This is a genomic window from Streptomyces sp. cf386, from assembly GCF_900103585.1.
In the GTDB taxonomy this organism is placed as follows: Bacteria; Actinomycetota; Actinomycetes; order Streptomycetales; family Streptomycetaceae; genus Streptomyces.
This window is the reverse complement of sequence record NZ_FNHV01000002.1, coordinates 449,164-474,416: the sequence shown is the minus strand read 5'-3', so window position 1 is coordinate 474,416 and position 25,253 is coordinate 449,164. Positions and strand designations below refer to the sequence as shown.

At 70.8% G+C, this 25,253-nt stretch carries 25 protein-coding genes; 11 read left to right on the top strand and 14 right to left on the bottom strand.

Going from position 1 to position 25,253, the window contains the following annotated elements; genetic code table 11:
• Positions 1-6: 6 nt before the first annotated feature.
• Complete coding sequence (locus BLU79_RS06380) at positions 7-1,056, bottom strand: Clp protease N-terminal domain-containing protein (protein ID WP_093904612.1); 1,050 nt, start codon at positions 1,054-1,056, stop codon at positions 7-9.
• Positions 1,057-1,325: 269 nt separating this feature from the next.
• On the opposite strand from BLU79_RS06380, the gene BLU79_RS06375 reads away from it, so the two are divergent.
• Positions 1,326-1,547: a hypothetical protein gene (locus BLU79_RS06375; protein WP_093904611.1), complete on the top strand. Its 222-nt coding sequence runs from the start codon at positions 1,326-1,328 to the stop codon at positions 1,545-1,547.
• Between the two features lie 653 nt (positions 1,548-2,200).
• On the opposite strand, the gene BLU79_RS06370 is transcribed toward BLU79_RS06375, so the two are convergent.
• On the bottom strand, positions 2,201-2,677 hold the full coding sequence (locus BLU79_RS06370) for an SDR family NAD(P)-dependent oxidoreductase (RefSeq protein WP_256333172.1): 477 nt from the start codon (positions 2,675-2,677) through the stop codon (positions 2,201-2,203).
• A gap of 85 nt (positions 2,678-2,762) precedes the next feature.
• On the opposite strand from BLU79_RS06370, the gene BLU79_RS48095 reads away from it, so the two are divergent.
• Both BLU79_RS48095 and BLU79_RS06365 read left to right on the top strand, forming a co-directional pair.
• A complete protein-coding gene (locus BLU79_RS48095; RefSeq protein WP_177000889.1) occupies positions 2,763-2,939 on the top strand; it encodes a hypothetical protein in 177 nt (58 codons plus the stop codon).
• A gap of 85 nt (positions 2,940-3,024) precedes the next feature.
• On the top strand, positions 3,025-3,456 hold the full coding sequence (locus BLU79_RS06365) for an SRPBCC family protein (protein ID WP_093904609.1): 432 nt from the start codon (positions 3,025-3,027) through the stop codon (positions 3,454-3,456).
• Positions 3,457-3,502: 46 nt separating this feature from the next.
• Here the strand turns inward: BLU79_RS06365 and BLU79_RS06360 are convergent, their stop codons facing one another.
• From BLU79_RS06360 to BLU79_RS06345, 4 genes are all read right to left on the bottom strand, one after another.
• Complete coding sequence (locus tag BLU79_RS06360; protein WP_093904608.1) at positions 3,503-4,288, bottom strand: SAM-dependent methyltransferase; 786 nt, start codon at positions 4,286-4,288, stop codon at positions 3,503-3,505.
• 171 nt (positions 4,289-4,459) lie between these two features.
• Complete coding sequence (locus tag BLU79_RS06355) at positions 4,460-5,104, bottom strand: response regulator transcription factor (RefSeq protein WP_093904607.1); 645 nt, start codon at positions 5,102-5,104, stop codon at positions 4,460-4,462.
• Positions 5,068-6,363, bottom strand: a complete 1,296-nt coding sequence (locus tag BLU79_RS06350) for a sensor histidine kinase (RefSeq protein WP_093904606.1) — start codon at positions 6,361-6,363, stop codon at positions 5,068-5,070. Before BLU79_RS06350 ends, BLU79_RS06355 begins: the two co-directional genes overlap by 37 nt.
• A gap of 61 nt (positions 6,364-6,424) precedes the next feature.
• Positions 6,425-7,633 carry an MFS transporter gene (locus BLU79_RS06345; RefSeq protein ID WP_093904605.1) on the bottom strand — a complete coding sequence of 403 codons (1,209 nt, stop codon included), beginning with the start codon at positions 7,631-7,633 and terminating at the stop codon, positions 6,425-6,427.
• Positions 7,634-7,706: 73 nt separating this feature from the next.
• Between BLU79_RS06345 and BLU79_RS06340 the strand changes: the two genes are divergently transcribed.
• The 3 genes from BLU79_RS06340 (at position 7,707) to BLU79_RS06330 (ending at position 10,138) form a co-directional block, all read left to right on the top strand.
• The gene (locus BLU79_RS06340) at positions 7,707-8,690 is read left to right on the top strand and encodes an ArsR/SmtB family transcription factor (protein WP_093904604.1); all 984 of its coding nucleotides are present in this window, start codon (positions 7,707-7,709) and stop codon (positions 8,688-8,690) included.
• A gap of 9 nt (positions 8,691-8,699) precedes the next feature.
• Positions 8,700-9,203: a glutathione peroxidase gene (locus BLU79_RS06335; RefSeq protein ID WP_093904603.1), complete on the top strand. Its 504-nt coding sequence runs from the start codon at positions 8,700-8,702 to the stop codon at positions 9,201-9,203.
• Positions 9,204-9,268: 65 nt separating this feature from the next.
• A complete protein-coding gene (locus tag BLU79_RS06330; RefSeq protein WP_093904602.1) occupies positions 9,269-10,138 on the top strand; it encodes a MerR family transcriptional regulator in 870 nt (289 codons plus the stop codon).
• A gap of 40 nt (positions 10,139-10,178) precedes the next feature.
• On the opposite strand, the gene BLU79_RS06325 is transcribed toward BLU79_RS06330, so the two are convergent.
• Positions 10,179-12,041 carry a hypothetical protein gene (locus BLU79_RS06325; protein WP_093904601.1) on the bottom strand — a complete coding sequence of 621 codons (1,863 nt, stop codon included), beginning with the start codon at positions 12,039-12,041 and terminating at the stop codon, positions 10,179-10,181.
• A 187-nt stretch (positions 12,042-12,228) separates the two neighbouring features.
• Positions 12,229-14,850, bottom strand: coding sequence for a serine hydrolase (locus BLU79_RS06320; protein WP_371131815.1), 2,622 nt, complete (start codon positions 14,848-14,850; stop codon positions 12,229-12,231).
• Between the two features lie 383 nt (positions 14,851-15,233).
• Here BLU79_RS06320 and BLU79_RS06315 point away from each other — a divergent pair, with 383 nt between their 5' ends.
• From BLU79_RS06315 to BLU79_RS06305, 3 genes are all read left to right on the top strand, one after another.
• Entirely contained in the window at positions 15,234-15,989 is a 756-nt protein-coding gene (locus BLU79_RS06315; RefSeq protein ID WP_093904599.1) for a GOLPH3/VPS74 family protein, read from the top strand.
• 386 nt (positions 15,990-16,375) lie between these two features.
• Positions 16,376-17,233 carry a helix-turn-helix domain-containing protein gene (locus BLU79_RS06310; protein ID WP_093904598.1) on the top strand — a complete coding sequence of 286 codons (858 nt, stop codon included), beginning with the start codon at positions 16,376-16,378 and terminating at the stop codon, positions 17,231-17,233.
• 232 nt (positions 17,234-17,465) lie between these two features.
• Complete coding sequence (locus BLU79_RS06305) at positions 17,466-17,657, top strand: DUF397 domain-containing protein (RefSeq protein ID WP_093904597.1); 192 nt, start codon at positions 17,466-17,468, stop codon at positions 17,655-17,657.
• A gap of 128 nt (positions 17,658-17,785) precedes the next feature.
• On the opposite strand, the gene BLU79_RS06300 is transcribed toward BLU79_RS06305, so the two are convergent.
• Positions 17,786-18,625 carry a hypothetical protein gene (locus BLU79_RS06300; protein WP_093904596.1) on the bottom strand — a complete coding sequence of 280 codons (840 nt, stop codon included), beginning with the start codon at positions 18,623-18,625 and terminating at the stop codon, positions 17,786-17,788.
• A gap of 76 nt (positions 18,626-18,701) precedes the next feature.
• Here BLU79_RS06300 and BLU79_RS06295 point away from each other — a divergent pair, with 76 nt between their 5' ends.
• Positions 18,702-19,487 carry an SDR family oxidoreductase gene (locus BLU79_RS06295; RefSeq protein WP_093904595.1) on the top strand — a complete coding sequence of 262 codons (786 nt, stop codon included), beginning with the start codon at positions 18,702-18,704 and terminating at the stop codon, positions 19,485-19,487.
• 126 nt (positions 19,488-19,613) lie between these two features.
• On the top strand, positions 19,614-21,194 hold the full coding sequence (locus BLU79_RS06290) for a sodium:solute symporter family protein (protein WP_093904594.1): 1,581 nt from the start codon (positions 19,614-19,616) through the stop codon (positions 21,192-21,194).
• A 75-nt stretch (positions 21,195-21,269) separates the two neighbouring features.
• On the opposite strand, the gene BLU79_RS06285 is transcribed toward BLU79_RS06290, so the two are convergent.
• The 5 genes from BLU79_RS06285 to BLU79_RS06265 form a co-directional block, all read right to left on the bottom strand.
• Complete coding sequence (locus BLU79_RS06285; RefSeq protein ID WP_093904593.1) at positions 21,270-22,013, bottom strand: hypothetical protein; 744 nt, start codon at positions 22,011-22,013, stop codon at positions 21,270-21,272.
• A gap of 16 nt (positions 22,014-22,029) precedes the next feature.
• The gene (locus tag BLU79_RS06280; RefSeq protein ID WP_093904592.1) at positions 22,030-23,145 is read right to left on the bottom strand and encodes an ADP-ribosylglycohydrolase family protein; all 1,116 of its coding nucleotides are present in this window, start codon (positions 23,143-23,145) and stop codon (positions 22,030-22,032) included.
• A 262-nt stretch (positions 23,146-23,407) separates the two neighbouring features.
• Positions 23,408-23,653, bottom strand: a complete 246-nt coding sequence (locus tag BLU79_RS06275) for a hypothetical protein (RefSeq protein ID WP_256333171.1) — start codon at positions 23,651-23,653, stop codon at positions 23,408-23,410.
• A gap of 101 nt (positions 23,654-23,754) precedes the next feature.
• Entirely contained in the window at positions 23,755-24,546 is a 792-nt protein-coding gene (locus tag BLU79_RS06270) for a helix-turn-helix domain-containing protein (protein ID WP_177000888.1), read from the bottom strand.
• 226 nt (positions 24,547-24,772) lie between these two features.
• A complete protein-coding gene (locus tag BLU79_RS06265; RefSeq protein ID WP_093904591.1) occupies positions 24,773-25,207 on the bottom strand; it encodes an ATP-binding protein in 435 nt (144 codons plus the stop codon).
• Positions 25,208-25,253 lie beyond the last annotated feature (46 nt).

Here is a 25,253-nt window from a genome sequence, read left to right as displayed (position 1 = left end):
GCGGCCTCAGTCGCCGGGAGTGGCGGTCAGCGCGTCGATCAACTGTCGGGCGCGGGTCTGCTCGCTCAGGAGGGTCTCGACCAGGGGGCCGGTGCCCGGGTCGGGGGTCGGGTTGCCGCCGGAGTCGGTCGGAGTCGCCGTGTTCGGGCCGGCCGCCTCGTCGATGTACTGCTCGACGGGCCGGGCGTCGGCCGTCAGTCGGATGCGATCGCTTTTCACCGCGCTGTGCACCGAGGCGTAGTCGATGCCCAGGCGGGCCAGCCACTCACCGCCCGTGTAGCGGGTGTCGGGAGCCGGAGCCCTCTCCCCCGCCAGATGCGGGTACCGGCGCGCGACCTCGTGGGTGGCCAGGATCGCCAGCAGGACATGCTCGGTGCCCACGGTGCCGTTGCCGAGGCGACGTGCCTGCTCGTAGGTCTCCATGCCGACCCACCAGGCAGGCCTCGACGCCAAGTTGGTCCCGCCGCTCTTGACCAGCCACCGCTTCCAGAAGGGCAGGTGACGATACTGCTTACGGCCGAGAAGGACGTCGCGCGTGGCGTGCAGCAGGGGGGTGAGGTCGTCCTCCCGGCCCCCGGTGCCGCCGTCGAGGCGGGCGCGTACGGCTTGCGGTGAGACACCGCAGACGCCCAGCATCTCCGCCGCGCGGTTGTCCTCCTCCAGCAGTGCCCGCAGCAGATGAGCGCCGCCGAACTTCGCCGCGCCATCCCGTCGCGCCTGCTCCATCGCTGCGGTCAGCGCCCTGGCCGCGGCGCCCGTGAAGCGGATGCGCCGATCACCGTCTTCGCCCAGCACGTCCCGCGCGGCAACGCTTCCCTCGACGTCGTCGGCACCGCTCCACGCGGCGTCCCGGTCATTCCTGTCCCGCAACACCGCCAGCAGTGCGGTCTTGGTCGCCCCTTCGTCCGCGAGTGCTTCGCGAGCGGCCCCCTTGGCCGTGGTGATGCCGGCAAGCAGGTGCTCGGTACCGATGGCTTCCTCGCCGGTCGCCCGCACGCCCCGGGCGGCCCCCAGGATTCCCACGGTGTTCCAGTCGGGCGCCTTGATCGCTTCCATGCTGCCTTTCCTCTGCTTGCCGGTCCTGTTCTGGCCGATCCTGACGTGCAGACTCCCCGACCGGGGGCGGAGACCACATCGCCCCGCAGGCGGATCTCCCTCTGCCCCTCCAGGTGGACCTGGCCCAACTGAGCCCCTCCCCCTCCGGGAGACACCGCCCCCGGACCCCCAGGACCAAGCCCCCCAATCGCCTCCATCCGGGCCCGCGCCGAACAGCGGACGTGAACGACCGTAGGGAGCCGGTTGCCGACAGGCGCATACTGGGGGCAATGACAAAGCCTGCTGCACCTAAGCGCCATCTGCCCACCAGCCCCTTCAAGGCCCCGGTCACGCCGGCTCCCAAGCACTTTGCCGTGGGCGACCAGGTCACACACGACATGTACGGCCTCGGCCGGGTCATCGGCATCGAGGACGGAATCGCGGTACTCGTGGATTTCGGCTCGACGCAAGAACGGATCTTGAGCCCGTACGCCAAGATGACCAAGCTGTAAGACCGCGCTGTACCCAGTCACGGCCTGCCGGCCCCTCGGGGACCGGCACGAATGGAGACCTCTCATCGATCCGACCTCGCTGTTCTCCGCTCCGGAAGGGGCAACCCACAGTCCTGTCACAGCACTGCCGCCTCCGACGACAGACCCCTTCCAGGCCCCGGATTTCGGGGAAGACGAGACCCTCGCGTTCGAGGCTGAGGGGCACAGTGCCTGAACAGGCAGAACGCGGAAGACAACACCCCTCGGAGTGATCTCCGTGGGGTGTTCTCATGTGGCCTTCCGGTGCCCGGTCACACCACCCCGAGATCCAGCATCGGGTCGGCGACCGCCACGACTCCCTGGACCGGCAGAGTCCGCCGCCGCGTGCTCGTCGAGTTCGTTCCGGATTGGGCAGGGCAACGCGACCGAGCACGGTACGCCCCAGACGGAGCCTGGGCCCCTCCATGCCGGGCCCGGGTCCTGGTCCGCGCGTACTCCTTGATCCGGGCGCGGCGGACCTCCTTGATGTCCTAGAGCAGTTCTCCGTCGATGCCAGACACGACGACCCGATCTCGACATCGGAGCGGCCCTTGGGGTCGAGGTCGGCGCCGCCCTTGTGCGTCACGTGCCGCCTGGTGGAACCCGGACTGTTACGACGATCGCGCGGCCGGCGCTCAGCGCACCGTCAGGCCGCCGCTGACGACCAGCGTCTCGCCGGTCACATAGGTGCCGTGGCACAGCTTCCAGACCCAGTCGGCGATCTCCTCGGGCTGAGCCGCCCGGCCCAGCGGGACGGCCTGCACGGCCTGTGCCATACGGCCCCCCGCGCGCGTGCCCGGGGTGTCGACCCAGCCGGGGGCGACGGCGTTGACCACGATGCCGTCGGGGCCGAGTTCGTCGGCGAGGGAACGGGTCAGACAGACGACGGCGGCCTTCGAGGCGCTGTAGATCAGCTGGCCGGGGGAGACGGCGAAGGCGTCGATCGAGGCAAAGTTGACGACCGTACCGCCGCCCGCCGCGCGCAGCGCGGGGACCGCTTCGGCGGTCACGTTGAGGGTGCCGAGGACGTTCACGTCGAAGACGCGCCGGTACGTCGTCTCGTCGAAATCGGCGAGGAGGGTGGGCGGGTAGATACCCGCCGCGTTGACCACGGCGCGCAGGCCCTGCGGGGTACCCAGTGCCCGGGCGACGGCACAGCGGCTGGCGAGCCTCGCGGATCAGGTGCAGGAGTGGGCGGTGGAGGCACTGTGGTCGGAGGGTGTGGCGGCGGTCTGGCCGCACTGTCCGGACCATCCGGACACGCATCCGCTTCAGGCCCGGGTCGTCGACGGTACGGCGGTGGGGGCGTGCCCGAAGGGCGGGGCGGTGTTCGCGCGGGTGGGCGGACTGGAGGGGGACGCCCGGGCGCGATGACGTGCGGGACAAGGAAGGGCAGGCGCGCCGGGCGCACACTGGAAGCAGAAGGTCATGCTTCGTGAGCCGGACGTGGAGGTGGGCCATGAGCACCCTCGAAGAACACGTGGATGTCGGCGTTCCGATCGACAGGGCCTGGGACGATCTGCACCGGGTCGAGAACTATCCCCAGTTTCTGGCAGGTGTGCGCGGGGCCCGTACGGAGTCGGGCGGACGGGCGCGGCTGGATGTCGAGGCCGGGGGGCGGGCCCGGGAGGTCCAGGCCGAGGTGTCGGACCGGGCGGGGGAACGCGTGCTGGAGTGGCGTACCACGGGCGATCCCCGGCTGGCGGGTTCCTTCTCGCTGCTGCCCATCGACCAGGGGAACACCCGGGTCCAGGCGCGAGTCGAGTACGACCCCGGCACGGTCCGGGAGACCTTCGGCGGGCCCAAGGGGTTCGCTCAGGCGAACGCGATCGAGCGGCTCGTCCGGGGTGATCTGGAGCAGTTCAAGGAGTACGTCGAACAAGGGCGGTGAGTGAACGCCGCCCCTGCCGGGCCGGCCGGTGAGCGCGCCACACGGCTCAGGGCTTGCGGCCCACCCCGCAGTACGCGTCGACCGCGGCCGTCGCGGGGTCCGCCGGGCCGAGGGCGTCGGGGCGCCACTCGGGTACCTGGACGATGCCCGGGTCCACCAGGTCGAGCCCGTCGAAGAAGGCGGCGATCTCGCCGATGCTGCGGACGTGGTACGGCACGGCGCCGCTCGCGTTGTACGCCTCCGACGCGGCGATCATGCCCTCGCTCGTGGCCGTGCTGTCGCTGATCACCAGATGACTGCCCGAGGGGAGGCCGGCCAGCAGGCGGCGTACCAGGTCGAGGGCCTGGTCGTGGTCGGCGACATGGCCGAGCGTGTTGAGGATCATCAGGGCGACCGGGCGGGAGAGGTCGAGCGTGCCCGCGGCGGCCTCGAGGACGCGCTCGGGGTCGTACAGGTCGGCGTCCAGGAACGTCGTGATGCCCTCGGGGGTGCTGGTGAGCAGGGCGCTCGCGTGGGCCAGCACGACGGGGTCGTTGTCGACGTACACGATCCGCGCGTCCGGCGCCACGCGCTGGGCCACCTGGTGGGTGTTGTCGGCGGTCGGCAGTCCGGTGCCGATGTCCAGGAACTGCCGTAAGCCCGCCTCACCGGCAAGGTGGCGTACGGCGCGGCCCAGGAACCGGCGACTGGTGACGGCCACGTCGACGAGGCCGGGGAAGATCTCCTTGATCTCGTCGCCGATCTGCCGGTCGACCTCGTAGTGGTCCTTGCCGCCGACGAAGTAGTTCCAGAAGCGGGCGGAGTGCGGCTTGGAGGTGTCGGGGTCGGGCACGGCGGGGCCTCCTGGGGCTCGGCGGGGATCAGTGGGCTTGGGGTGGGGATCGGTTCCGGTGGTCAAATCCGCAACCAACCTAGGCCAACTCCCCCTGAACATGCTGGAGTTGACGATGAATCACCTCACGCACGGTGATGTTTTGGCCATCCATCGTGGCGCCGGTGCCCGTCACTGATCCAGATACGCCAGCACCGCCAACACCCGCCGGTTGTCCGCATCCGCCTGCAGCAGGCCCAGCTTGGCGAAGATGTTGCCGATGTGCTTGGCGACGGCCTTCTCCGAGATGAACAGGCCCTGTGCGATCCCCGCGTTGGAGCGCCCCTGCGCCACCCACTGAAGGACCTCGCGCTCGCGTTCCGAGAGGCTGCCCACGGCCGCGTCGCGCTCCTTGCGGACCATGAGTTTCGCGACCACCTCGGGGTCCATCGCGGTGCCGCCCTCGGCGACCCGGCGGATGGAGTCCAGGAACTGGGTGCCGTTGGTGACGCGGTCCTTCAGCAGATAGCCGACGCCCCGGCCGCCACCGGCCAGCAACTCGCGGGCGTAGAGCGGCTCCACGTACTGGGAGAGGAGCAGCACCGGCAGATCCGGCAGCCGCTCGCGGGCCGCCAGCACCGCGCGCAGGCCCTCGTCCGTGAACGTCGGCGGCAGCCGGACGTCGACGACCGCGACGTCCGGCCGCTCCCTGACGAGCGTGTCCAGCAGCTCCGTACCGTTGTCCACGGCGGCGACGACCTCGTGGCCGTACGCGCCGAGCAGCCGGACGAGTCCCTCCCTCAGGAGGAAGTGGTCTTCGGCGAGGGCAATGCGCACGGAAGCTCCATCGTCACCAGGGTCGGTCCGTTCACGGGGCTGCTCACGGCCAGCACCCCGTCGAAGGTGGCGAGCCGGCGCTCGATGCCCCGCAGCCCGCTGCCGCGCGAGGCGTCCGCGCCGCCCTGGCCGTCGTCGGTGACGGTGATGCGCAGCGCGCCGTGATCGTAGTGGATGTCGATCGACGCCCGGTCGGCGCCGGAGTGCTTGGCGACGTTGGCCAGCAGCTCGGAGACCGCGAAGTACGCGGCCGACTCGACCGGCATCTCCGGGCGGCCCGGCAGATCGACCTGCACCTCGGTGCGGACCGGGCTGACCATCGCCAACGCCCTTACCGCGTCGGCGAGTCCACGGTCGGCGAGGACCGGCGGATGGATGCCGCGGACCAGGTCGCGCAGTTCCTCAAGGGCCTTGGCGGACGACTCGCGCGCCTCGATGAGGAGGGCCCGGACGGCCTCGGGGTTGGTCTCCAGCAGATGCTCGGCGGCGTCCAGGGTCATGCCCATCGCCACCAGGCGGGCCTGGGCGCCGTCGTGCAGGTCGCGTTCGATACGGCGGATCTCGGCCATCTGCGTGTCGACGGCGTCGGAGCGGGTGGCGGTGAGGTGCTGGATGCGCCCGGCCATCAGCTCGGCCTCGCTCGGGGCGAGCATCGCGTGGGTGTACAGGGCGTGCCGGTGCACGACGCGCGGCGCCGACCACAGGGCGAGCGGAAGCTGCAGCACGCCGAGGACACCGGCGAGTACGGCGGTCGCCTGCCCCTCGATCGGGATGAACTGGTACCACAAGCCGTCCCACTCGACGGACAGCGGAACACCGAAGAAGGCCAGGAAGACGCCCCACACCCCGCTGAGGACCAGCGCGACCGGGAGGAAGACGAGGAACGCCCCGGCCAGCGGGTCGACCAGCACCCAGACGTACTCCCGCCGGGTCTGCGGGTCACTCATGATCCACCGTTGCCGGGCGACCGCCCCGGAGGCACCCACGGGCACGGGCGGCAGCGGGCCGGGCGGGCCGGGTATCTCCACCCCCGCCCAGCGCAGCGCCAGTTCACGCCGCCGGGCGGCCAGTGCGCGCACGCCCTCCATCGCCCGCGGCACCATGCCGAGGCCTGGCCCCACCAGCAGGATCGCCCCCGAGACCGCCAGGGACCGGCCGAGGGCCGCCAGGGACATCCACCACAGGGAGGTCGCCCGTCGTAGCCCCAGCAGTCCTGCCGCGATCGAGAACCCCCTGATCCCGTCCGGCGTGCGGTCCATACGACGTGCTCCTCTCCGTTGCCTGCGCGGCAGGTGGGCCCAAGCGCCCGTGCCCTCATTCTTACGAGGGTCGGCCCGAGAAGTCGGTGGGAATAACTCCCCTCTTGGCCGACCGGGACGGGCGCTGGGCGCTCGCCAGGGCCAGCGTCACCGCGATCGAGGCCGCCGCCATCACCGTCATCCCGGTTGCCGGGGACGTCAGTTGGGCCACCGTGCCCGCGAGAGCCGCGCTCACGCCCTGCATGGTGAGCATCCCGGCGGAGTGCAACCCCAGTGCATGGCCGCTCAGTTCGTCCGGCGTCACCGCCATCAGCCGCTCCTGCTGCACGAGGCTCGCCCCGAAGCCGACCGAGGCCACGGCCGCGGCGACTCCGGCGAGCGGGACCGAGGGACGCAGGAAGAAGAGGAGATACGGCGTGGCCAGCAGCAACAGCAGCGGTACGGCCAGCCGGGGGCGCAGCTCCGGCGGCACGAAGCGGCCGACGGTGACGTCGCCGACGAGCATGCCCAGCGCCCCGCAGGCGAACAGCACACCGGCGGCGTGCGGGGCGTAGGAGACGTAGAGGGACTCGCAGCCGACGACGAGGCCGTTGGGGATCCACAGGCCGAGGTAGGTGAGGCGGCGCGGGCGCGAGGACCACAGGAGCGCGTTGGTGCGCCAGGTCACCGCGACGGAGGGGCGGCCCGAGGAGCGCGGCGGGCGGGCGGTCAGGCCCAGGCGCACGCCGAGCGCCCCCGTGGCGTACAGCGCCGCCGCGATGAGCAGGCAGGTGTGCGGGGACAGGACCGTGAGCAGGACGCCGCCGGTCGCGAACCCGGTGATCTGCATGAGCCCGGACAGCATGTTGAAGACCGAACGCCCCAGCAGATAGCCGTCCTTGGGGAGGATCTCGGTCAGCAGACCCCAGCGCACTCCCCCGCCCAGTGAGGCGATCAGGCCCTGCACGAGGACGACGGCGAAGACCGCCCCGATCGGCAGACCGGGCAGCGCCAGCACCGCCGTACCGGCCGCGAAGGCGAGGCCGATGCCGGTGAGGGTCGATCTCGGGGGCAGCCGGTCGGCGCCCGACAGCAGGAACGTGGCCCCGAGCACCTGCGCCAGCTGCGGCCCGAACATGCTCACCGCCGACAGCAGCGGCGAGTCGGTCGCCCGGTAGACGAGCGTGCCGAGCGCCAGACCGGCGATCGTCTGGGCCGCGGTGTGGGCGGCGGAGGCGACGAAGAACGAGGTGAACTCCGGGGTGCGGAAGAGGTGTTGGTAGCTGCGCATGCGCGGAGTCTCCGCAGGTCGGCCGACGGCCCGATACTGTTTCGCGGAGACGCGAAAGGTGGCGGAGGCGCCCATGGGCTGGTGGCAGATCAACGCCGACACCCTTGCCGCGAGCCGGTTCGTGCTCTCGCCCCTCGCCGAGACCTTCGCCGCGCTGAAGCTGCTGCACTCCGGTGCCGCCGCCCACCCCGGCGAACGCGCCTGGCTGGACGCCCGGCTGCCCGGCTACCGGGCCCGGCTGGCCGCCGACCCGGTCACCGCACGGCTGGTGCGGGCCGGGCTCGGGCGGGACTGGATCGCCGACTTCCTCACCCCGGCCCCGAGGGACGGGGAGACCTTCGAGGAAGGCGTCGCACGGGTACGCGCGGCCGACCCCGGCGCGGCCCGCGCCCACCTGACCGTCTCCCTCGCCGGGCCCCTCCCCGCCGTACTGGACCGGGACGACCTGCCCGAACGCGCCGCCGCGCTCCTCGAACACATCTGGACCGAGGCCGTACGACCGGACTGGGACCGGCGTCGGCGCGTCCTGGAGGCCGATGTGGTCGCACGGATCGCGCAGGTGAGCCGGGGCGGCTGGGCGGCCGTGCTGGACTCGCTGCGGCCGGGGCGCACCCGCTGGCTCGGCGACAACCGGCTCCAGGTCAACCTGCATGAGTACCCGCCCCGCGAGATCGCCGGGGCCGAGCTCCTGTTCGTGCCGGTCACGCCGAAGGGCGGCTGGGTGTCCTGGGAGGAGCCCGGCCGGTACGCCCTCGTCTACCCCTGCGCGGGCGCCCTCGCCGACCCCGGAGCGCGGACGGTCCCCGCGGGCCTCGGCGCCCTCCTCGGGCCCGCCCGCGCCGCCGTGCTCGTCCTGCTCGACTCCCCCCTCAGCACGACGCAGCTGGTCGCCGTGACCGGCCAGGGGCTCGGCTCGGTCGGCCGCCATCTGAAGGTCCTGCTGGACGCGGGGCTGGTGGAGCGGCGGCGGGCGGGGCGGTCGGTGCTGTACGAGCGGACGGCGGCCGGGACCGTACTCGTCGAGGCCTCACGTCGGACCGACACCTACCGGAGTTAGCATCCGCTTATGACTGCTGACACCAACGCATCCCCCCTCGACGTCGAGATCGGTGCCCTCCAGGGCGGCCCCGCGGACCTCTCCCAGTACTCCGGCAAGGCCGTGCTCGTCGTGAACGTGGCCTCCAAGTGCGGTCTGACCCCGCAGTACACCGGCCTGGAGAAGCTCCAGGAGCAGTACGCGGAGCGCGGCTTCACCGTGCTCGGCGTGCCCTGCAACCAGTTCCTCGGGCAGGAGCCCGGCAGCGCCGAGGAGATCGCCGAGTTCTGCTCGGCGACGTACGGCGTGAGCTTCCCGCTGACCGAGAAGGTCGAGGTGAACGGCGAGGGCCGGCACGCGCTGTACGAGCGCCTGGTCGGGTTCGCCGACGGCGAGGGGCACAGCGGTGACATCCGCTGGAACTTCGAGAAGTTCCTGATCGGCCGGGACGGCGAGGTCGTCGCCCGCTTCTCGCCGCAGACCGAGCCGGAGTCGGCGGAGGTCGTCTCGGCGCTGGAAGGCGCCCTCGTCTGAGAGGCGTTGACCTTGCCCCAGGGGCAGGGTCGAACCTCCTTCGCACCGGGCGGAAGAGCCGCCCGGTGACGGAGGATGAGGCCGTGGACGACGAACTGCTCACCATCGGCGCGTTCGCCGCGCGGGCCAGGCTGTCGGCCAAGGCACTGCGGCTCTACGACCGCCTCGGGCTGCTGGCCCCGGCGCATGTCGACGAGCTCAGCGGCTACCGCTACTACCGCTCCGACCAGATCGAACGCGCCCGCCTCGTGGCACTCCTGCGCCAGCTGGACATGCCGCTCGCCCGGATCGCCGAGATCGTCGAGGCACCGGACGGGGCCACGGCCGCCGATCGGCTCGCCGCGTACTGGGCGGACGTCGAGGCGCGGGTGGCGGGGCAGCGGACGCTCGCCGAGTACCTCCGTGGACGACTGTCGGGGAGGAGCTCCGAGATGTACGGAAAGTTCGTGGTCGAGACGGTGGACGTGCCCGAGCAGGTGCTGATCACCGAGATACGGCATGTGCTGGCGGGTGAGCTGCCCGCGTGGATCGGCGCGTCGCTGGGCCGCCTGGAGGAGGCGGCGAAGGCGTGCGGCGGCATCACGGCGCCGCCGTTCGTCGTGTACCACTCCGATGTGTCGATGGAGAGCGACGGACCGGCCGAGTCGTGTGTGCCGGTGGCCGACGAGGCGGCGGCCCGGGCCTGGGTCGAGCGGCAGGGCCGCACCCGGGAGACGAAGGTGCGCGTCGAGCCCGCCCAGCGGCTCGCGTACACCCGGATCACCAAGGCACAGGTGGCCCATCCGCAGATCCTGGCCGCCTTCGAAGCGGTGGAGGAGTGGATCCCCCACCAGGGGCTGTGGCAGGCCGGGCCGTGCCGCGAGGTCTACTTCGCGGACTGGGACGCGGCGGGCGCCGAGGACCCGGTCTGCGACGTGGCGTTCCCGGTGCGGTGACCGGGGCGACAACGGGGACCGGGACGGGCTGCGCCGGGGCTCACTCCGGGCGCAGCTCCTCCGGGCAGGGCGTCCCCCGCACCACGGCGTACGGCGCCGCCAGCCGGTAGGTGCCGGCCTTCGGGGCCAGCAGCATCGTCCACTGGTCCCCGAAGGCGTCCTCCTCCGTCTCCATCAGGCAGCCGTTGACGTTGTCGTACGTCTTCGTCTCGCCCTCGGGCCGGTTCTTGGACGCCTCGGTCTCCTGCGGCGGGTCGAGCTTCTTGCCCTCGGCGTCGACGATGCTCAGCCAGGGCGAGTAGGGGATGCGGATGAGGATCCGGCCGGGCTTGCTCACCCGCATCGTCATCTCGCCCTGCTCGGCCCGCTCGACGACCGCGTTCGGCTCGGCGAGCGGCGCCGGGTCGATCATCTTGAACAGCTGCCAGTTGGCGTCGCCCCACACCTGCTTCAGGTACGGCATACCGCGCTGCACCAGCTGGCGCTCACGCATGGCCCCCGTGGGGTCCGGCTCGTCCTTCGGCAGGACCACGTAGTGCACGGCCCAGCGCTTCAGCCACTCGTGGTAGTTCGCGGAGTTGAGGGTGTCGTCGTAGAAGAGCGGGTTGCGCTCCATGTCGGCCTGGCGGTTCCAGCCGCGGGCCAGGTTGACGTACGGCGCGAGGGCGGCGGCCTCGCGGTGCGAGCGGGCGGGCACGACCTCCACCCGGCCCTTCTCGGCGCCGACCTCCTGGAGCTCGTTGACCAGCGGCGCCAGCTCGCGCGCCCAGGCGGCCTCCGGGGCGGCGTGGATGATGTCGTCGATCGTCTTGTAGCCGATCCACCCGGCGAAGGTGACCAGCGCCAGCACACCCGCGTACCACTGGCGCGAGCGCGGCACCGTGAACGGCAGCACCGCCACCAGCGCCACCCCGCCGAACAGCATCGCGAGCCGGGTGATGTTCGACCCGATCTGCGAGCTGACCACCCAGACGAGGATGACCGCGAGGCCGTAGACCGCCGACACCAGCCGGACCGTCTTCCACTCCTTGGGAGCGATCACGAAGGTCACGACCGAGAGCAGCAACGGCAGGAGCACCGAGCCGATCACCATCGGCTGGGTGCCGGAGAAGGGGAACAGCCACGCGGACACGGCCACCACGGCGGTCGGCGCCAGGCCCAGCGCCCACGCTCCCGGCCGCCGCTTCTGCAGGAACAGCGCGACCGCGACGAAGCCCACGAACAGCCCCGCCACCGGCGACGACATGGTGGCGAGCGCGGCCAGCGGGGCCGCGCACAGGGCCTTCGCCCACCGTTTGTAGCGCCAGCGGTACGGCCAGCAGAACACGACGGCGACCGCGCCCAGCGCGAACATCGTGCCCAGACCGAAGGTCACCCGCCCGGATATCGCGTTGGCGACCAGCCCGAAGACCCCGGCGAGCGCGGCCCAGAGCGGGTTGCGTACCGATCGGCTGCGGAGCAGGACCAATGTCAGCAGGCCCGCGGAGAGGGTGCCGGCGATCATCATCGTCGTACGGACACCCAGGACCGACATCAGATACGGCGAGACGACGCTGTACGACACCGGGTGCATCCCGCCGTACCAGGCCAGGTTGTACGCAGAGTCCGGGTGCCGGCCGACGAACTCGGCCCAGGCGTCCTGGGCCGCGAGGTCGCCGCCGCTGTTCGCGAACGTGAAGAACCAGATGATGTGGAGGAGTCCGGCCAGGGCCGTGATCGACAGCACCGGACGCCTCAGCAGGCGCTCGCGCAGGGTGCGGACGGCGGCGGTCAGACGTGACGGAGGTCTGTCCTCCGGAGGGGTCGGGCGTTCTCCCCGACGCGGTGCGGGCACGCGTATTCGCGGACCGGCTCCCCGTCCCGGATCGGCGTCGTCTGCGCGTGTCGGCTCCGCAGTGGCCACCTTTGAGGCACTCCCCGTACTGTCCCGTCTTCTGTTCTGGCCGCGTCCCGTTTCCCGTGTGTTGACGGCCCTGTCTCCAAGGGTTTCGCGGCCATGCCTTGTGAGCGAAGACCTGCCCGATTCGTGACGCTAGCACGCAGCCCGCCGACGAGTTCCGTCGGCGGGTGCGGGCCAGGTGCCGGACGGATCAGCCGATGCGGGTCAGCTTGTCCGTGAAGCCCGGTTCGGCGAGGTCGCTCTGGAGGGCCACCGGAACCTTGACTGCGCCGTCCGTTCCGTCACCGACGGTGAGCGTGCCCACCTTGGTGCCGGCCTTCGCGGTGTGCGGTACGTCGTCGGCGTCGAAGGAGAGCTTCACCTTGAAGCCCGCCCAGCCGACGGCGGTGACGTCCTTGGTGAGGACGACCGGGGTACTCCCGCCGAGTCCGTCGTCGACGTAGCCGACGACGTCGCCCTTCTTGAGGATCTTCGCCGAGTTCAGCTCGTCCTGGGCGGCCAGCATCGCGACCTTGCTGACGTCGTTGACGGTCTGGATGATCGGCGCCTTGTGCTGGCCGAGGATGGCGCCGACGAGCGTCACGGTCTCGCCGCCGACCTCCTTGCGGGCGGCGAAGAGGAGATTGCCGCCGGCCGCGGTGGTCGTGCCGGTCTTGATGCCGATGGCGCCGTTGTAGGGCACCAAATAGTTGTAGTTGTACCACTTCTGCCCGGACGGATCGATCCACTGGCCCATGGACGTGATCTCCATCAGCGCCGGGATCCTGACGAGCTCGTTGCCCAGCTTCACCTGGTCCTCGGCGGTGGAGACGGTGGACTCCTTCAGACCCGAGGCGTCGGTGTACGTGGTGTTGGTCATGCCGAGTTCCTTGGCGGCGGCGTTCATCTTCTCGATGAAGGCCTTCTCGGAACCGGCGTCCCAACGGGCCAGCAGGCGGGCGATGTTGTTCGCGGACGGGATCATGATGGCCGCGATCGCGTCCCGCAGGGTGATGGTGTCGCCCTGCTTGACCGTGTTGAGGGTGGACTCGCCGTCCTGGTCGTAGCCGCCCTCCTTCTCCGCCAGGGCGTCGACCTCGATCTTCTCGCCGTCCTCGCCCGTCTTCAGCGCGTGGTCCTTGAGGACGACGTACGCGGTCATGGCCTTGGCGACGGAGCCGATGGCGACGGGGGTCTGCTTGCCGAAGTCCCCCATCGTGCCGATGCCATTGACGTCCATCCAGCCCTGGCCCTCGCCGGGCCACGGGAGGGACACCTTGCTGCCGTCGAAGGTGTACGACTCCTCGGCGGTGAGGGCGAGGGTGGGGGTGGGCAGGGGGCGGACGGCCTGCGCGATCGCAAAGATGATCGCGAGGAGCAGGACCAGGGGGGTCCAGATCTTGACCCGCCGGAGGGCCGTGCGGACGGGGGTGTCCGGGGGTGGGGGCGTGTTCGTCAGCTCGGCGAGCAGGTCGAGCGGGGGCCTGGGCGGCAGCGGCTGCTGGGCGGTGCGCTCGGGGCCGACCTGGGGGATGGCGGCGGTGACGTCCGGGGTGGGGGCCTTGGGTACCGCGGGCGCCTTGGGCGCCTCAGGCGCCTTGGGGGTGTCATACCGGATGTCCGGCTTGAGCGCGACGAACTTGCTGGTGCGCTCGGCGGGGGTCTCGGCTGCGGGCTTGGGGGCCTTGAGCGTGGTGGTGGGGTGGTCGACCGGGGGCTTGGTGGGAGTGGGGCGTACGGCCCTGAAGACGGCGGTCGCCTGATCGACGGCCTCGGCTCCGCCTTCGGCCTTGGTGTTCCCACCCGCACCACCTGTACCGCTTTCGTCGTCGGGTGCGGGTGGCCCCGGAGGGGCGGCCTCGCCGTCGGCGGGGGTGTCGCCCTTGGGGGTGCCGTCAGCGGCGGGGGTTTCGGCCGCGCCGACGCCCTTGGCGGCTTCGCCGGCCTCGGCGGTGTCTTCGGCCGTGTCAGCACCCTCGGCGGCGGGAGGCTTGGGGGCCGCGTCGGCGCCGTCGGCGTCGCCGGAAGCAGCGGAGGTCTTGTCGGAATCGCCGGAGGCCTCGGCGGGCTCGTCGGCGTCGCTGGACGCCGCAGAGGTCTCGCCGCCATCACTGGAAGCCTCGGCGGGCTCGGCGTCGGTGGCCGTGCCGGATGCCTCGGCCTCGCCCTCGGCCGAGCTGTCGGCCTTCGACGCCGTCCCGGCATCCGCGTCGCCCCGTGCATCGGCACCGGAAGCCACCGCAGCGTCGTCGGCCTCGTCGGCCTCGTCGGACGCCTCGGCACCCTCGTCTGCGCCCGGCACCGGCTTGTCGCCCTTCGCGTCCGTGGAGGCCACCCAAGCCGCCACAGCGGCCCTCAGCCGATCGTCACCCGCGGCAGTGCCCTGGTCACCCTGCGCCTCGGCATCCTGCGAGCCCTCAGCCGAGTCGACACTGTCGGCCCCGGCATCGGCGCTCGCATCCTCGGAGTCCCCGGCAACGGCGTCGGCGCTGTCAGCCTTCACATCCCCGGCACTGCCAGCCGCGCTGGCGCCCTCGGAGCCCCCGGCCACCGCATCGCCGCTGTCGCCGCTCTCGGCCCCAGTCTCCGCGCTCGCGCCCCGGACGCCCCCGACAACCACGTCCTCGCCCTCGGCACCCCGGGACCCCGCCCCAGCACCCGCGGCACCCCCGGCCTCAGCCCCGGCACTCTCGGCCTCAGCGCTGGCGCCCTCGGCACCCTCGGCCTCCGCCAGCCTCGCCCGCACAACCTCCAGCTCGCGGCGCGTCAGCATCCTCGTTGCCGTGTCCACGCCGCCCTGGGGTGCGGTCGGGGCGGGGGTCTCGCGGGTCATGGCCAGCCGAGGGTCGGGCCTCTCGGTGGGGGTGGGGGTGGGGGTGGACTCGGGAACCGGTCCCGTGCTCCCCGACGTCGGTTCTGCCGACGACTCGCGTTGCTTCGACCTGTCGGGGGACTCGCCCGCCACCGATGCCTCCTCCATGTGCCGCACACGCGCCGCGTGCGCCTGTCGAACCGTGAGCCGTCACCCGGACACGGCGCCCGTACGGCCCCCGTGCCGCTGTCCGAACCATGTACCAGTGTCCTGTGCGCAGCCCTCTGCTCCACCGGTAGACGAGAACGACATACCTACCGGTTCCCTCACAAACAGGTCACGCACCCTCGACAGACCAATGTGAGAGGGGTCACCCTGTCTTTCATCCACGCGGGGAGGCATGGATGGGCAGGAGCCGCAGAACAATTCCGGAGGAGCTTCTGCTGCTGGCGTTGGACCCGACCACGGGCACCACCGCACAGCCGCAGTCGCTCGACCTCGGTCTGGCCGGAGCGCAGCTAGTGGAGCTGGCGCTGGCCGGACGGATAGCCCCAGACGGGGATCGTATCGCCGTGGTAGCCCCACGGCCGACTGGAGATCCAACATTGGACTGTGCGTTGGAGTTGCTGCGAAGGCGTGGCGCTCCCGTGCGGGCAGTGAACTGGATTGGCGGACCCCGGCTGGGGCTGCGCCAGACCTATCTCTCGCATCTGGAGCGGTGCGGCATGGTGCATGCCGTGGCCGGTCAGATGTGCGGGGTGTTGCCGACGACTCGCTATCAGGCGACCGACAACGAGATCAGCCGGGAGATCAGGGCCCGGCTGGATTCGGCGATCCGCACCGGCGTACCGCCGGACCCGCGGACCGCGGCGCTCGCCGCACTGGCACACGCGGTCGGCCTCGGCAAGCATCTTTATCCGGGAAACGAGGGGCGATCCTCTCGTTCTCGGTTGCGGGATCTGATCAGGCATGACCCCATGGGCGGTCTCGTCGCTCACGCGGTGATGGACGTCCAGAACGGCGTGGCCGCACAGCCGCGCCGCAGCCCGGCCCCGGCCGGCCGTCAGGCCGCCCCCGGAGGCAGGGCCGCAGCGGAACCCGCCCGTGGCGTTCCGGTGCAGCCGCGCCGCGGATCCATGGCGCGCGTCGTGGCCCACTGAGCCGCAGTTCCACGACCGCACCACCGCAGCCGTTCACCGTTTGCCCTTTGCTCGACCAGGCACCACAGGCGCAACAGGCACCACAGGCACGACAAGCTCCATCTCGCACACCTGCGCCGCACCGCAGTCCCCAAAGACCCGGTTCGGGAGCCGCTGGTCCGCGCGGGGTGGCGGGACCGTACGTCCATGCATCCGGACGGTGCATGGACGTTGTCACCGGTCCCGCCGCCCCGCGCGGCCGCATGTGCCGGGGGCGTTCGCGAACTGGCGGGTATCCAGCGCATATCCACCGTTTCCCAGCGGTAGTAAGCACCTTGGTGGCAGTCTGCTCAACAGCAGATACGCAAAGTGGTAATCGCAGGCACGCAGCCGGAGGTGCACGTCCCGTGGCGTCCAATGTCAATCCCACCGTCAGGCGACGCCGGCTGGGCCAGGAGTTGCGCCGGCTCCGCGAGCTCAAGGGCATGACGGCCGAAGAGGTGGCCGAACGGCTGCTGGTGTCGCAGTCGAAGATCAGCCGGTTGGAGAACGGACGGCGCAGCATCAGCCAGCGCGACGTCCGCGATCTGTGCGGGGTCTACGAGGTGGAGGACCACCGGATCGTGGATTCGCTGATGCAGATGGCCAAGGACTCGCGCCAGCAGGGCTGGTGGCACTCCTTCGGCGACATTCCGTACAGCGTCTACATCGGGTTGGAGACCGATGCCGCGAGCCTGCGCGTGTACGACCCTCAGGTCGTCCCGGGGCTCCTGCAGACCAAGCAGTACGCGGAGGCCCTGATCGCCGGGGCGTTGCCCGAGACGGCGTCCGCCGAGGTCGAGAAGCGGGTCCAGGTGCGGATGCGGCGACAGGAACGAATCTCCACCGAGGAGAACCCGCTGCGCCTGTGGACCGTCCTGGACGAGGCCGCCCTGCGCCGGGTCGTCGGCAACCGCTCCCTCATGCGCGACCAGTTGGAGCAACTCGTCGAGCAGTCCCAGCTGCCGCACGTCACCGTGCAGGTGATCCCCTTCGACATGGGCGCCCACCCGGGCCTCAACGGCCAGTACGCGATCCTGGAGTTCCCGGACGCGGCCGACTCCAGCGTCGTCTACATCGAGGGCGTCACGAGCGACCTCTACCTGGAGAAGGCGAACGACGTCCAGAAGTACAGCGTGATGTACGAGCACCTGCGGGCGCAGGCCCTGAACGTGGAGCAGTCACGCCAGTTCATCGCGGACATCGCGAAGGAGTACGCGCGCTGAACAGCCCGTCTCGGCCGGAGAAATGCCGCACGGTACACGTCCCCCGGCCGGGACGGAAGACTCCACTGGAATATGCCACCCAGCCGAGTGAATAGTCGCTTCGTCAGCCGATGTTGGCGAGTAGCGTCGATCACGCCACCGAGCAACAACGTTGGCGTGAATCGCCCTGCGGGTCCCGGTCCGGACGCGTGAGGCGATGACAGCAACTCAACATCTGCAATTCGGAGCAAACATGGCAATTCGTCAGGGTTCCACGGACACGTGGACCAAGTCCTCGTACTCCACAGGAAACGGCGCGTGCGTCGAGGTCAAGTCACCGGTCACGGCGGCCATGGCGGTGCGGGACTCCAAGGTTCCCGAGGGCCCGATCCTGGCGTTCCCCGCAAACGCGTGGAACACCTTTGTGGCGTCGGTGAAGGTGTAAGGGGCGGATCCGTCTGACCCTCATCCTCAACCGACTTCACGCACGACAACTGCACAAGCACCACAGGTAGAGCCCTCTCGACCAGCCCGCCGTCCTTGCCGAGGGGGCTCTGCCATGCCCGCGCGCACTCAGCGCAGCTCGGCGACGTACCGGTCCGTCCCCGGCACCGTCGGGACGAACGGCGCCATCAACTCCACCCGCCCCAGCTTCGATTCGCCGACGGCCGCCTCCAGGTCGCCGAAGTGCCCCTCCCAGCACTCCCTCGGGCCGGCCTCCAGGAACCACAGGAGCGTGAGGCGGGTGTCCGTGCCCTCGACCTGCTTCACGTACGACATACGGTCCAGGGGGAGAGGTGTGGGGCGGAAGATCGTCACCATGGCGGCCGGGGAGCCCGCCAGACGCCTCGGGAGATGGCGGGTGCGCAGCCACTCCAGCAACTCGGCCCGCTGTTCCGGGGAGTCGGCGTCGATGACCTCGACCACCAGGCCCGCGTAGGGGTGGTCCAGCGCGTGGAAGTCGCGGGGGCCCGCCGCGCCGTCGCGGTACACCGTCGTCTCGTGGTCCTGGAAGGCCGTGAAGACGTGGGTGCGGTCCTGGTAGACGCGGGCATCGCGGTTGAGGCGCTTGTTGATGGCGACCGTCCAGCGCATGTGGTCGTCGTAGCGGCCGGCGGTGATCCAGTAGGTCGAGAGATAGCAGCCCGCCGTGACCGGCTGGGCTATCGCCGACTTCTCGGGGTAGCGCAGGAGTTGGAGATCCCGCGTCGCCACCCAGCGTCGGCCCGAGTACATCCAGGGCATCGCCATCGCGCCGGCGTAGTAGTGGTCGTCCTCGTACCAGCGGTTGTAGGCGTACTCATGGCCCGGGTGCGGTTCGACCATGGTGATCAGGGCGTGGCCGGGGCGGACTCCGTACGGGCCGACGGCGGCCAGTTCGGCGTACGTCTCGCTGCGGGTGTCCTCGCTCATGCGGTTCCCCTTTCCTGCGGTCCCCCATACTCTGACGGCCCGTCAGATATTGCGTCCAGAGTCGGGAGGCAGCGGAATGGCACTGCTCGCGGGCAAGACCGTCGTCGTGTCGGGGGTGGGCGCGGGGCTAGGTCACCAGGTCGCCGCCACGGTGGTGCGCGACGGCGGGAACGCGGTCCTCGGGGCGCGCACGGAGGCCAACCTCGCCAAGAGCGCGGCCGAGATCGATCCGGACGGGGCGCACACGGCGTACCGGGCGACCGACATCACCGACGAGACGCAGTGCGAGGCGCTGGCGGCGCTCGCGCGGGAGCGGTTCGGGCGGATCGACGCGGTCGTCCATGTGGCCGCCTGGGACAGCTACTTCGGCGGGCTTCAGGACGCCGACTTCACCACCTGGCAGTCGGTGATCGACGTGAACCTGCTGGGGTCGCTGCGGATGACACGGGCCTGTCTGCCGGCTCTCAAGGAGCGCGGGGGCTCGGTCATCTTCATCGGGACGCAGTCCTCGGTCGCCGCCCCTTCGCAGGTGCGGCAGGCGGCGTACGCGGCGTCGAAGGGGGCGCTGACGAGCGCGATGTACTCGCTGGCCCGGGAGTTGGGCCCGCACCGGATCCGGGTGAACACCGTCCTGCCGGGCTGGATGTGGGGGCCGCCGGTGCAGGCGTACGTCCAGTTCACGGCGCAGACGGAGGGCGTGCCCGAGGCCGACGTACTCAAACGGCTGACCGAACGGATGGCGCTGCCCGATCTCGCCACGGACGGGGATGTGGCCGACGCGGCGGTGTTCCTGACGTCGGACAGGGCACGCTCCGTGACGGGGCAGTCGTTGCTGGTCAACGCGGGGGAGCTGATGCGATGAGTTCACATAGATGAACTCGGACCCTCATGCCGAACACTTTTACCTTCCCTTGACCTTACGCTCACTTGTCGTGTTCACGCGACAGCGCCCAGGATGAGCGCCGGGCTGACCCCTGGGAGGGCGCATATGAACGGTCTCGACTGGGCCGTGCTCATCGGCTATTTCGGCGTGATGGTGGCTATCGGCGTCTGGTCGCACAAGCGGGTGGACAACGTCAGTGACTTCTTCACCGCGGGCGGCAAGATGCCGTGGTGGCTGTCCGGGATCTCGCATCACATGTCCGGATACAGCGCGGTGATGTTCACCGGATACGCGGGCATCGCCTACACCTACGGCGTCACGTCCTTCGTCACCTGGTCCTTCCCCATCGCGCTCGGCATCGCCATCGGGTCGAAGCTGTTCGCGCCGCGCATCAACCGGCTGCGCTCACGGCTGCATGTGGCCTCCCCGCTGGAGTACCTGAAGAACCGTTACGACCTGAAGACCCAGCAGGCGCTGGCCTGGTCCGGCATGCTGCTGAAGATCGTGGACGTGGGCGCGAAGTGGGCCGCGATCGCCACCCTGCTGTCGGTGTTCACGGGTGTGTCCCTCAACCAGGGCATCCTCATCACCGGCACCATCACGGCCGTCTACTGCACCATCGGCGGCCTGTGGGCGGACGCGCTGACCGAACTCGGCCAGTTCGTCATCCAGTTGCTGGCCGGCGTCGCGATGTTCATCGCGGTCATCATGGAACTCAACGACAAGGGCATCGGCTTCCTCGACGCCTGGGACCGGCCGGAGCTCCAGGGCCACGGTGAGCCGCTCGTCGGCCCGTACGGGACGGTCTTCCTCCTCGCCTTCCTCTTCATCAAGCTCTTCGAGTACAACGGCGGCATGCTCAACCAGGCCCAGCGGTACATGGCCACGGCCACTCCGTACGAGGCCGAGCGCTCGGCGCGGCTGTCGGCGATCCTGTGGCTGGTCTGGCCCGTGGTCCTCTTCTTCCCCATGTGGATGTCGCCGCTGCTGGTCGAGTCGCAGAAGGCGGACGGCTCGGACTCGTACGGCCTGATGACCGAACAGCTGCTGCCGCACGGGCTGTTGGGCCTCGTCATCGTCGGCTTCTTCTCGCACACCATGGCCATGTGCTCCTCCGACGCCAACGCCATCGCCGCGGTGTTCACCCGGGACGTCGCGCCGGTGATCTGGCGCCGGGCGCGGGCCTGGAGCGAGGGGCAGGGGCTGCGGGTCGCCCGGATCACGACCGTCGTCTTCCTCGGGCTGTCCATGGCGGCGGCGACACAGGTCAACTCCCCCACCTTCAAGGACATCATCACCGTCGTCATCAAATGGGTCGCCGGTCTGATGGGCCCGATGGCGATCCCGATGATGCTGGGCCTGCTACGGCCGTTCCGCCGCTCCGGCCCCACGGCCGCGCTCACCAGCTGGTCGATGGGCCTGCTCGCCTTCTGGCTGGTCAACTACCCGATCAGCTGGAACATCGAGGGCGGGGTGCCGCTCCAGTACCAGGTCTCCATCCCGCTGGCGGTCTCGCTGATCCTGTACATCCTCATCGGCTTCATCAAGCCGGAGGACACCCCGGAGCGGCTCGCGATCGTCGAGCGCATCAACACGGACGGGGACGGGGCCGCGGCGGCCGCGGTGCCGGATTCCGCGCCGACGGACGGCGTGGAGGACGCGGTGGGCACGCGCGCGAAGGACTGACCCTGCCGTGCCTGTGTGACCTTTGATGCTGGTGTGGGCGTCGGCCAGGGACGACGCCCACACCGGCGAACGGGTTCAGGGCTGGGCCACGAGCGGCTCGGACGGTGCGTCGTCGTCCAGGTCGCCGCGCAGGGCGGCGATGACGAAAGCCACCATGCACGCCAGGAGGAGCAGCGCGAGCGGCCCCCAGAGCGCCGGGATCGCCCACATCGGCCAGTCGTTGGCCGACTGCGCCCAGAGCGCCACGATGGCTGCCGCCCCGATCCCGACGCCGTGCCACCGCACCACGGTCGCCGCCTTCGCGCGCCGCCGGTTGCCGCGTGCGAAGAACCGCCACACCGATCCGGCCAGGGCGATCAGGCCGAACGAGATACAGGCGAGCGCGCCGCCGAGGCGGTCCTCGGGCCACCCCACGGGCCCGGACGAGGTCTGCTGCCGCCGCCCGTCGGCGTCCCGGACCTCGATGACCCGCCCGTGCCAGATCAGACCGACGACCTTCTCGCCCGGCGCCATCTCCGACACCACCGGATCCGTGTCCCGGAACGTCACTCCCCACGGTTTGCCGGTCGGCAGCAGCAGCTCCGCCTCCGGCCCCCCGTTCCTCCTACCGCGGTTCAGATCGGCCTTCCGCACGGTGAAGTCCTGCTCCCACAGACACCCCGACGCCTTCACCGGGACGGAGGCGCACGTCGGCGCGGCGCGGAACTCCCGCTCCCGCTCCAGCGCTCCGCGGATCTCGAAGGCCATCGCCACTCCCAAGCCGAGAGCCACGACAGACAGCACGATCCATATGCCGGCCCGTACGATCTTGTTCCCCATCGCCCCCACCGTCCCCCTAAGCCCGCGGATATCTGGCCAGCCACCCCGGAGACGAACCCCCCGGCCCGTGCAGAGCGGGCCCCTGGGTCATCTCCATGGCGAAGTCGTCGGCGAGTTCGAGGATCGTGGGGCGGCCCTCCAGTTCGGCCAGCCAGGCCGGGGGCAGGGCCGTCTCGCCGTGCAGCGCGCCGAGCAGGCCGCCGGTGAGGGCGCCCGCGGCGGCGGAGGGGCCGTCGTGGTTCACGGCGAGGCACAGGCCGTGGCGGACGTCCTCGCCGACCAGGGCGCAGTACACGGCGGCCGCGAGCAGCCCGTCCGCCGAGCCGTCGGCCGCGAGCTCCTCCACCCGCGCCGGGGTGGGCATGCCCTGCCGTACGGCGCCCAGCGCGTGCTGCAGCGCGTCCGACACGGGCTCGTGCCCGGGCCGCAGGGCGAGCAGGGCGCGCGCCCGCTGCACGGCCCCGTCGAGGCTCTCCCCGCAGGCCAGACCGTGCACGATCACGGCGTACGCGCCCGCCGACAGGTAGGCGACGGGGTGGCCGTGGGTCTGGGTCGCGCACTCCACGGCGAGCTGGACGACGAGCTGCGGTTCCCAGCCGACGAGCAGCCCGAAGGGCGCGGACCGGGCGACGGCCTCGGGCCCGAGCTCGGCGGGGTTCTTGGGCGATTCCAGCGTGCCCATGGTCTCGTCACCGAGGCCGATCAGCAGGCCGCGCGTCGGGTCGCGGCGGGCGTACAGCCACTCCTCGCGCGCCAGCCATCCGTCGTCCTTACGGCGCTCGTCGGGTCCCCAGTCGCGCTGGGTGGCGGCCCAGCGCAGATACGCCCGGTGCACGTCGGTCGGCGGATGCCAGGCGCCGGTGTCCCGTCTGACCTGGGCTCTTATCAACCCGTCCACGGAGAAGAGCGTGAGCTGCGTGAGGTGACTCACGGCACCGCGCCGCCCGTACCCGAACCCGAGATCGACCAGGCCCTCGGCGCCGTACTGCTCCTGGATCTCCTCCAGCGCAAGCCCGTCCACCGGCGCACCGAGGGCATCCCCGACGGCCACCCCGAGCAGCGTTCCACGCACCCGGCTACGGAAGTCCTGCTGCTCGGTGCGGCCCCAGACGGCGCCGACTGTCGCACTCACCAAGACCTCCCCGTGACCAGCGTCCGCCCGCATGACAGCCCGTACGACCGTTCGTCACTGTAATCGACCGGGGACGATCGGTTCAGGGGGTGAATCGGTATGCGAGGTGTGACCGAAGTAGGCAGGAGTGGTCAGTTATCGTCTAGTCCCACGCCCACTCCGTCACAGCCCCGCCTCTGCCTCAGCGGACTCTCGGATTGCGCGGATCTCGGCGATGGCCTCCGCCGGGTCCTGCTCCCCCGCGTCCACGATCCGCTCCAGCTCACACAGTCGCGCGGCGTTCCGGATGCCGTTCGACCGCCACGACCACGGCCCAGGAGTGCACGAAGGCCCGCAGCGGGGCGAGGCTCTGCGTCTGCTGGGCGTTCGTCGTGGCCTCGAAGAGGTGTTGCGTGAGGGCGGGGATCCGGCTCGGCGCGATGCGCGCGACGGCGGCCCGCAACGCGTTCGGGGTCAGCTCGGGCATGGGGATCAGCGGTCCGTCCGGGCCGTCGGTCTGGGCGCTCACGGTGACCTCCGGTGCGGGTGGCTCGGTTCTCGTACGGTACCGGCGGAGTCCGTGGCGCGGTGCGTGCGCGGCGCTTGTCACAGGGGCTCGCTCCCGGTTCTCTACGCCGCGCTGCGGGACGTACGGCAGTCGCGGCATCGGCCCGGTCCCGGCGCGCGGAATGCGCGTTCGCAGCCGTCGCAGGTCTGAAGGGGCTCCGGGCGGGTGAGTGTCGGAGGGCGGGCCGGGGACGGGAGGGGTGGTGGGAGCAGCGCTTCCAGGCGGTGGGTGAGGAACGCCGCCGGGTTCTGGATCGGATCCTTGGGCAGGCCGTTCGTCAGGGTCCGCTGCACGGCCGTGGGCGGAACGCCCCTCTCCAACCAGGCGGAGACGGCCGGCGCCAGGCGGTGTACGTCCCGTTCGGCCAGCAGCAGGCGGGAGTCGTAGGCGCGCAGACCGACGAGGAGGTCGATGGCGGCGCGGGGCGCGGCCGGCGCCTCCGGGCGGGACGGCGGTGCCGGGCACGGCGCGGAGGGCTTCGCGGCCGCTCGGACGACCGCGCGCCCCGGCTTGTTGTACGAGATCGTCCGGGTCATGACTCGGCCCGATTGAAGACGCTCCTTGCGGCGTGCGAGATACCCGTGCGCCTCCAGCTCCCGCAGGGCGGCGGCGATCCGGATCTCCCCTTCGGGGAACTTCGCCGTCAGCGTCTTGATCCCGATCGGGGTCTTCGCGGGCAACGACTGGATGTGGACCGCCAGGCCGATCGCCGTCAGGGACAGGTCGGGGTGCTGGGCGAGGTGGTTTCCGACCACGACGAAGTTGTCGTGGTGGGGTTCGTTGACGTGCTCGACGCCTCCGGCGGGATGGCCGGACTTCGCGCGCTCGGGCGCGCTAGGGTGCTGTTCAGTCATCGGGAAGGTGCTTTCTTCCTGGTGTTAGGCCCTCGCATTGGGATGCCAGTCCCGGCGGGGGCCGATTCATGTGTGCGGTTTTCGTCCAGGCTGACGCTGCACCATCGACTCCCCTCCACGCCAGCCGAGTTGGCGATGTTCACTCCTGCGGGTGATCGACAGGGGGCGGTGAGGGTGGGTTGGTTCTTTTCCCGGTTCTTTGGTTCTTGCGTCGGGAGCCGCCGGGTCACGACGCCCCGCGACCCGGTCCGAGTTCGGCCCACACCGTCTTGCAGCTCGCCGGGGCCTCATCGACGCCCCAGCGGTGCGCATACGCCGCCACGATCAGCAGACCTCGCCCGGACTCCGCGTCACCGCCCACCGCGTCCCGGACCTGCGGGATCCGGTCACCTCGGGCGTCGGTGACCTCGATGCGGAGGACGCCGTCGGAGTGCAGCATCAGCCTCAACCGGAAGTCCCGTCCCGGGACTCGGCCGTGGAGAACCGCGTTCGACGCCAGCTCGGCCACGACCTGTTCCGCCCCCTCGAAGTGCTCGCCCCAGTCCGCCAGTTGGCGTTCGGTGAGCAGGCGAGCGAGTCGAGCACCTCTTCGAGTTGCGGACAACTGAACCGTGAAGAGGTGCGTGGAGAGGGTGACTTGGGAGACGGATTTCTGGCTCATGTCACCCAGCGTGGCCAGTCGTTCCTACGCTGAACAGCAACGACCC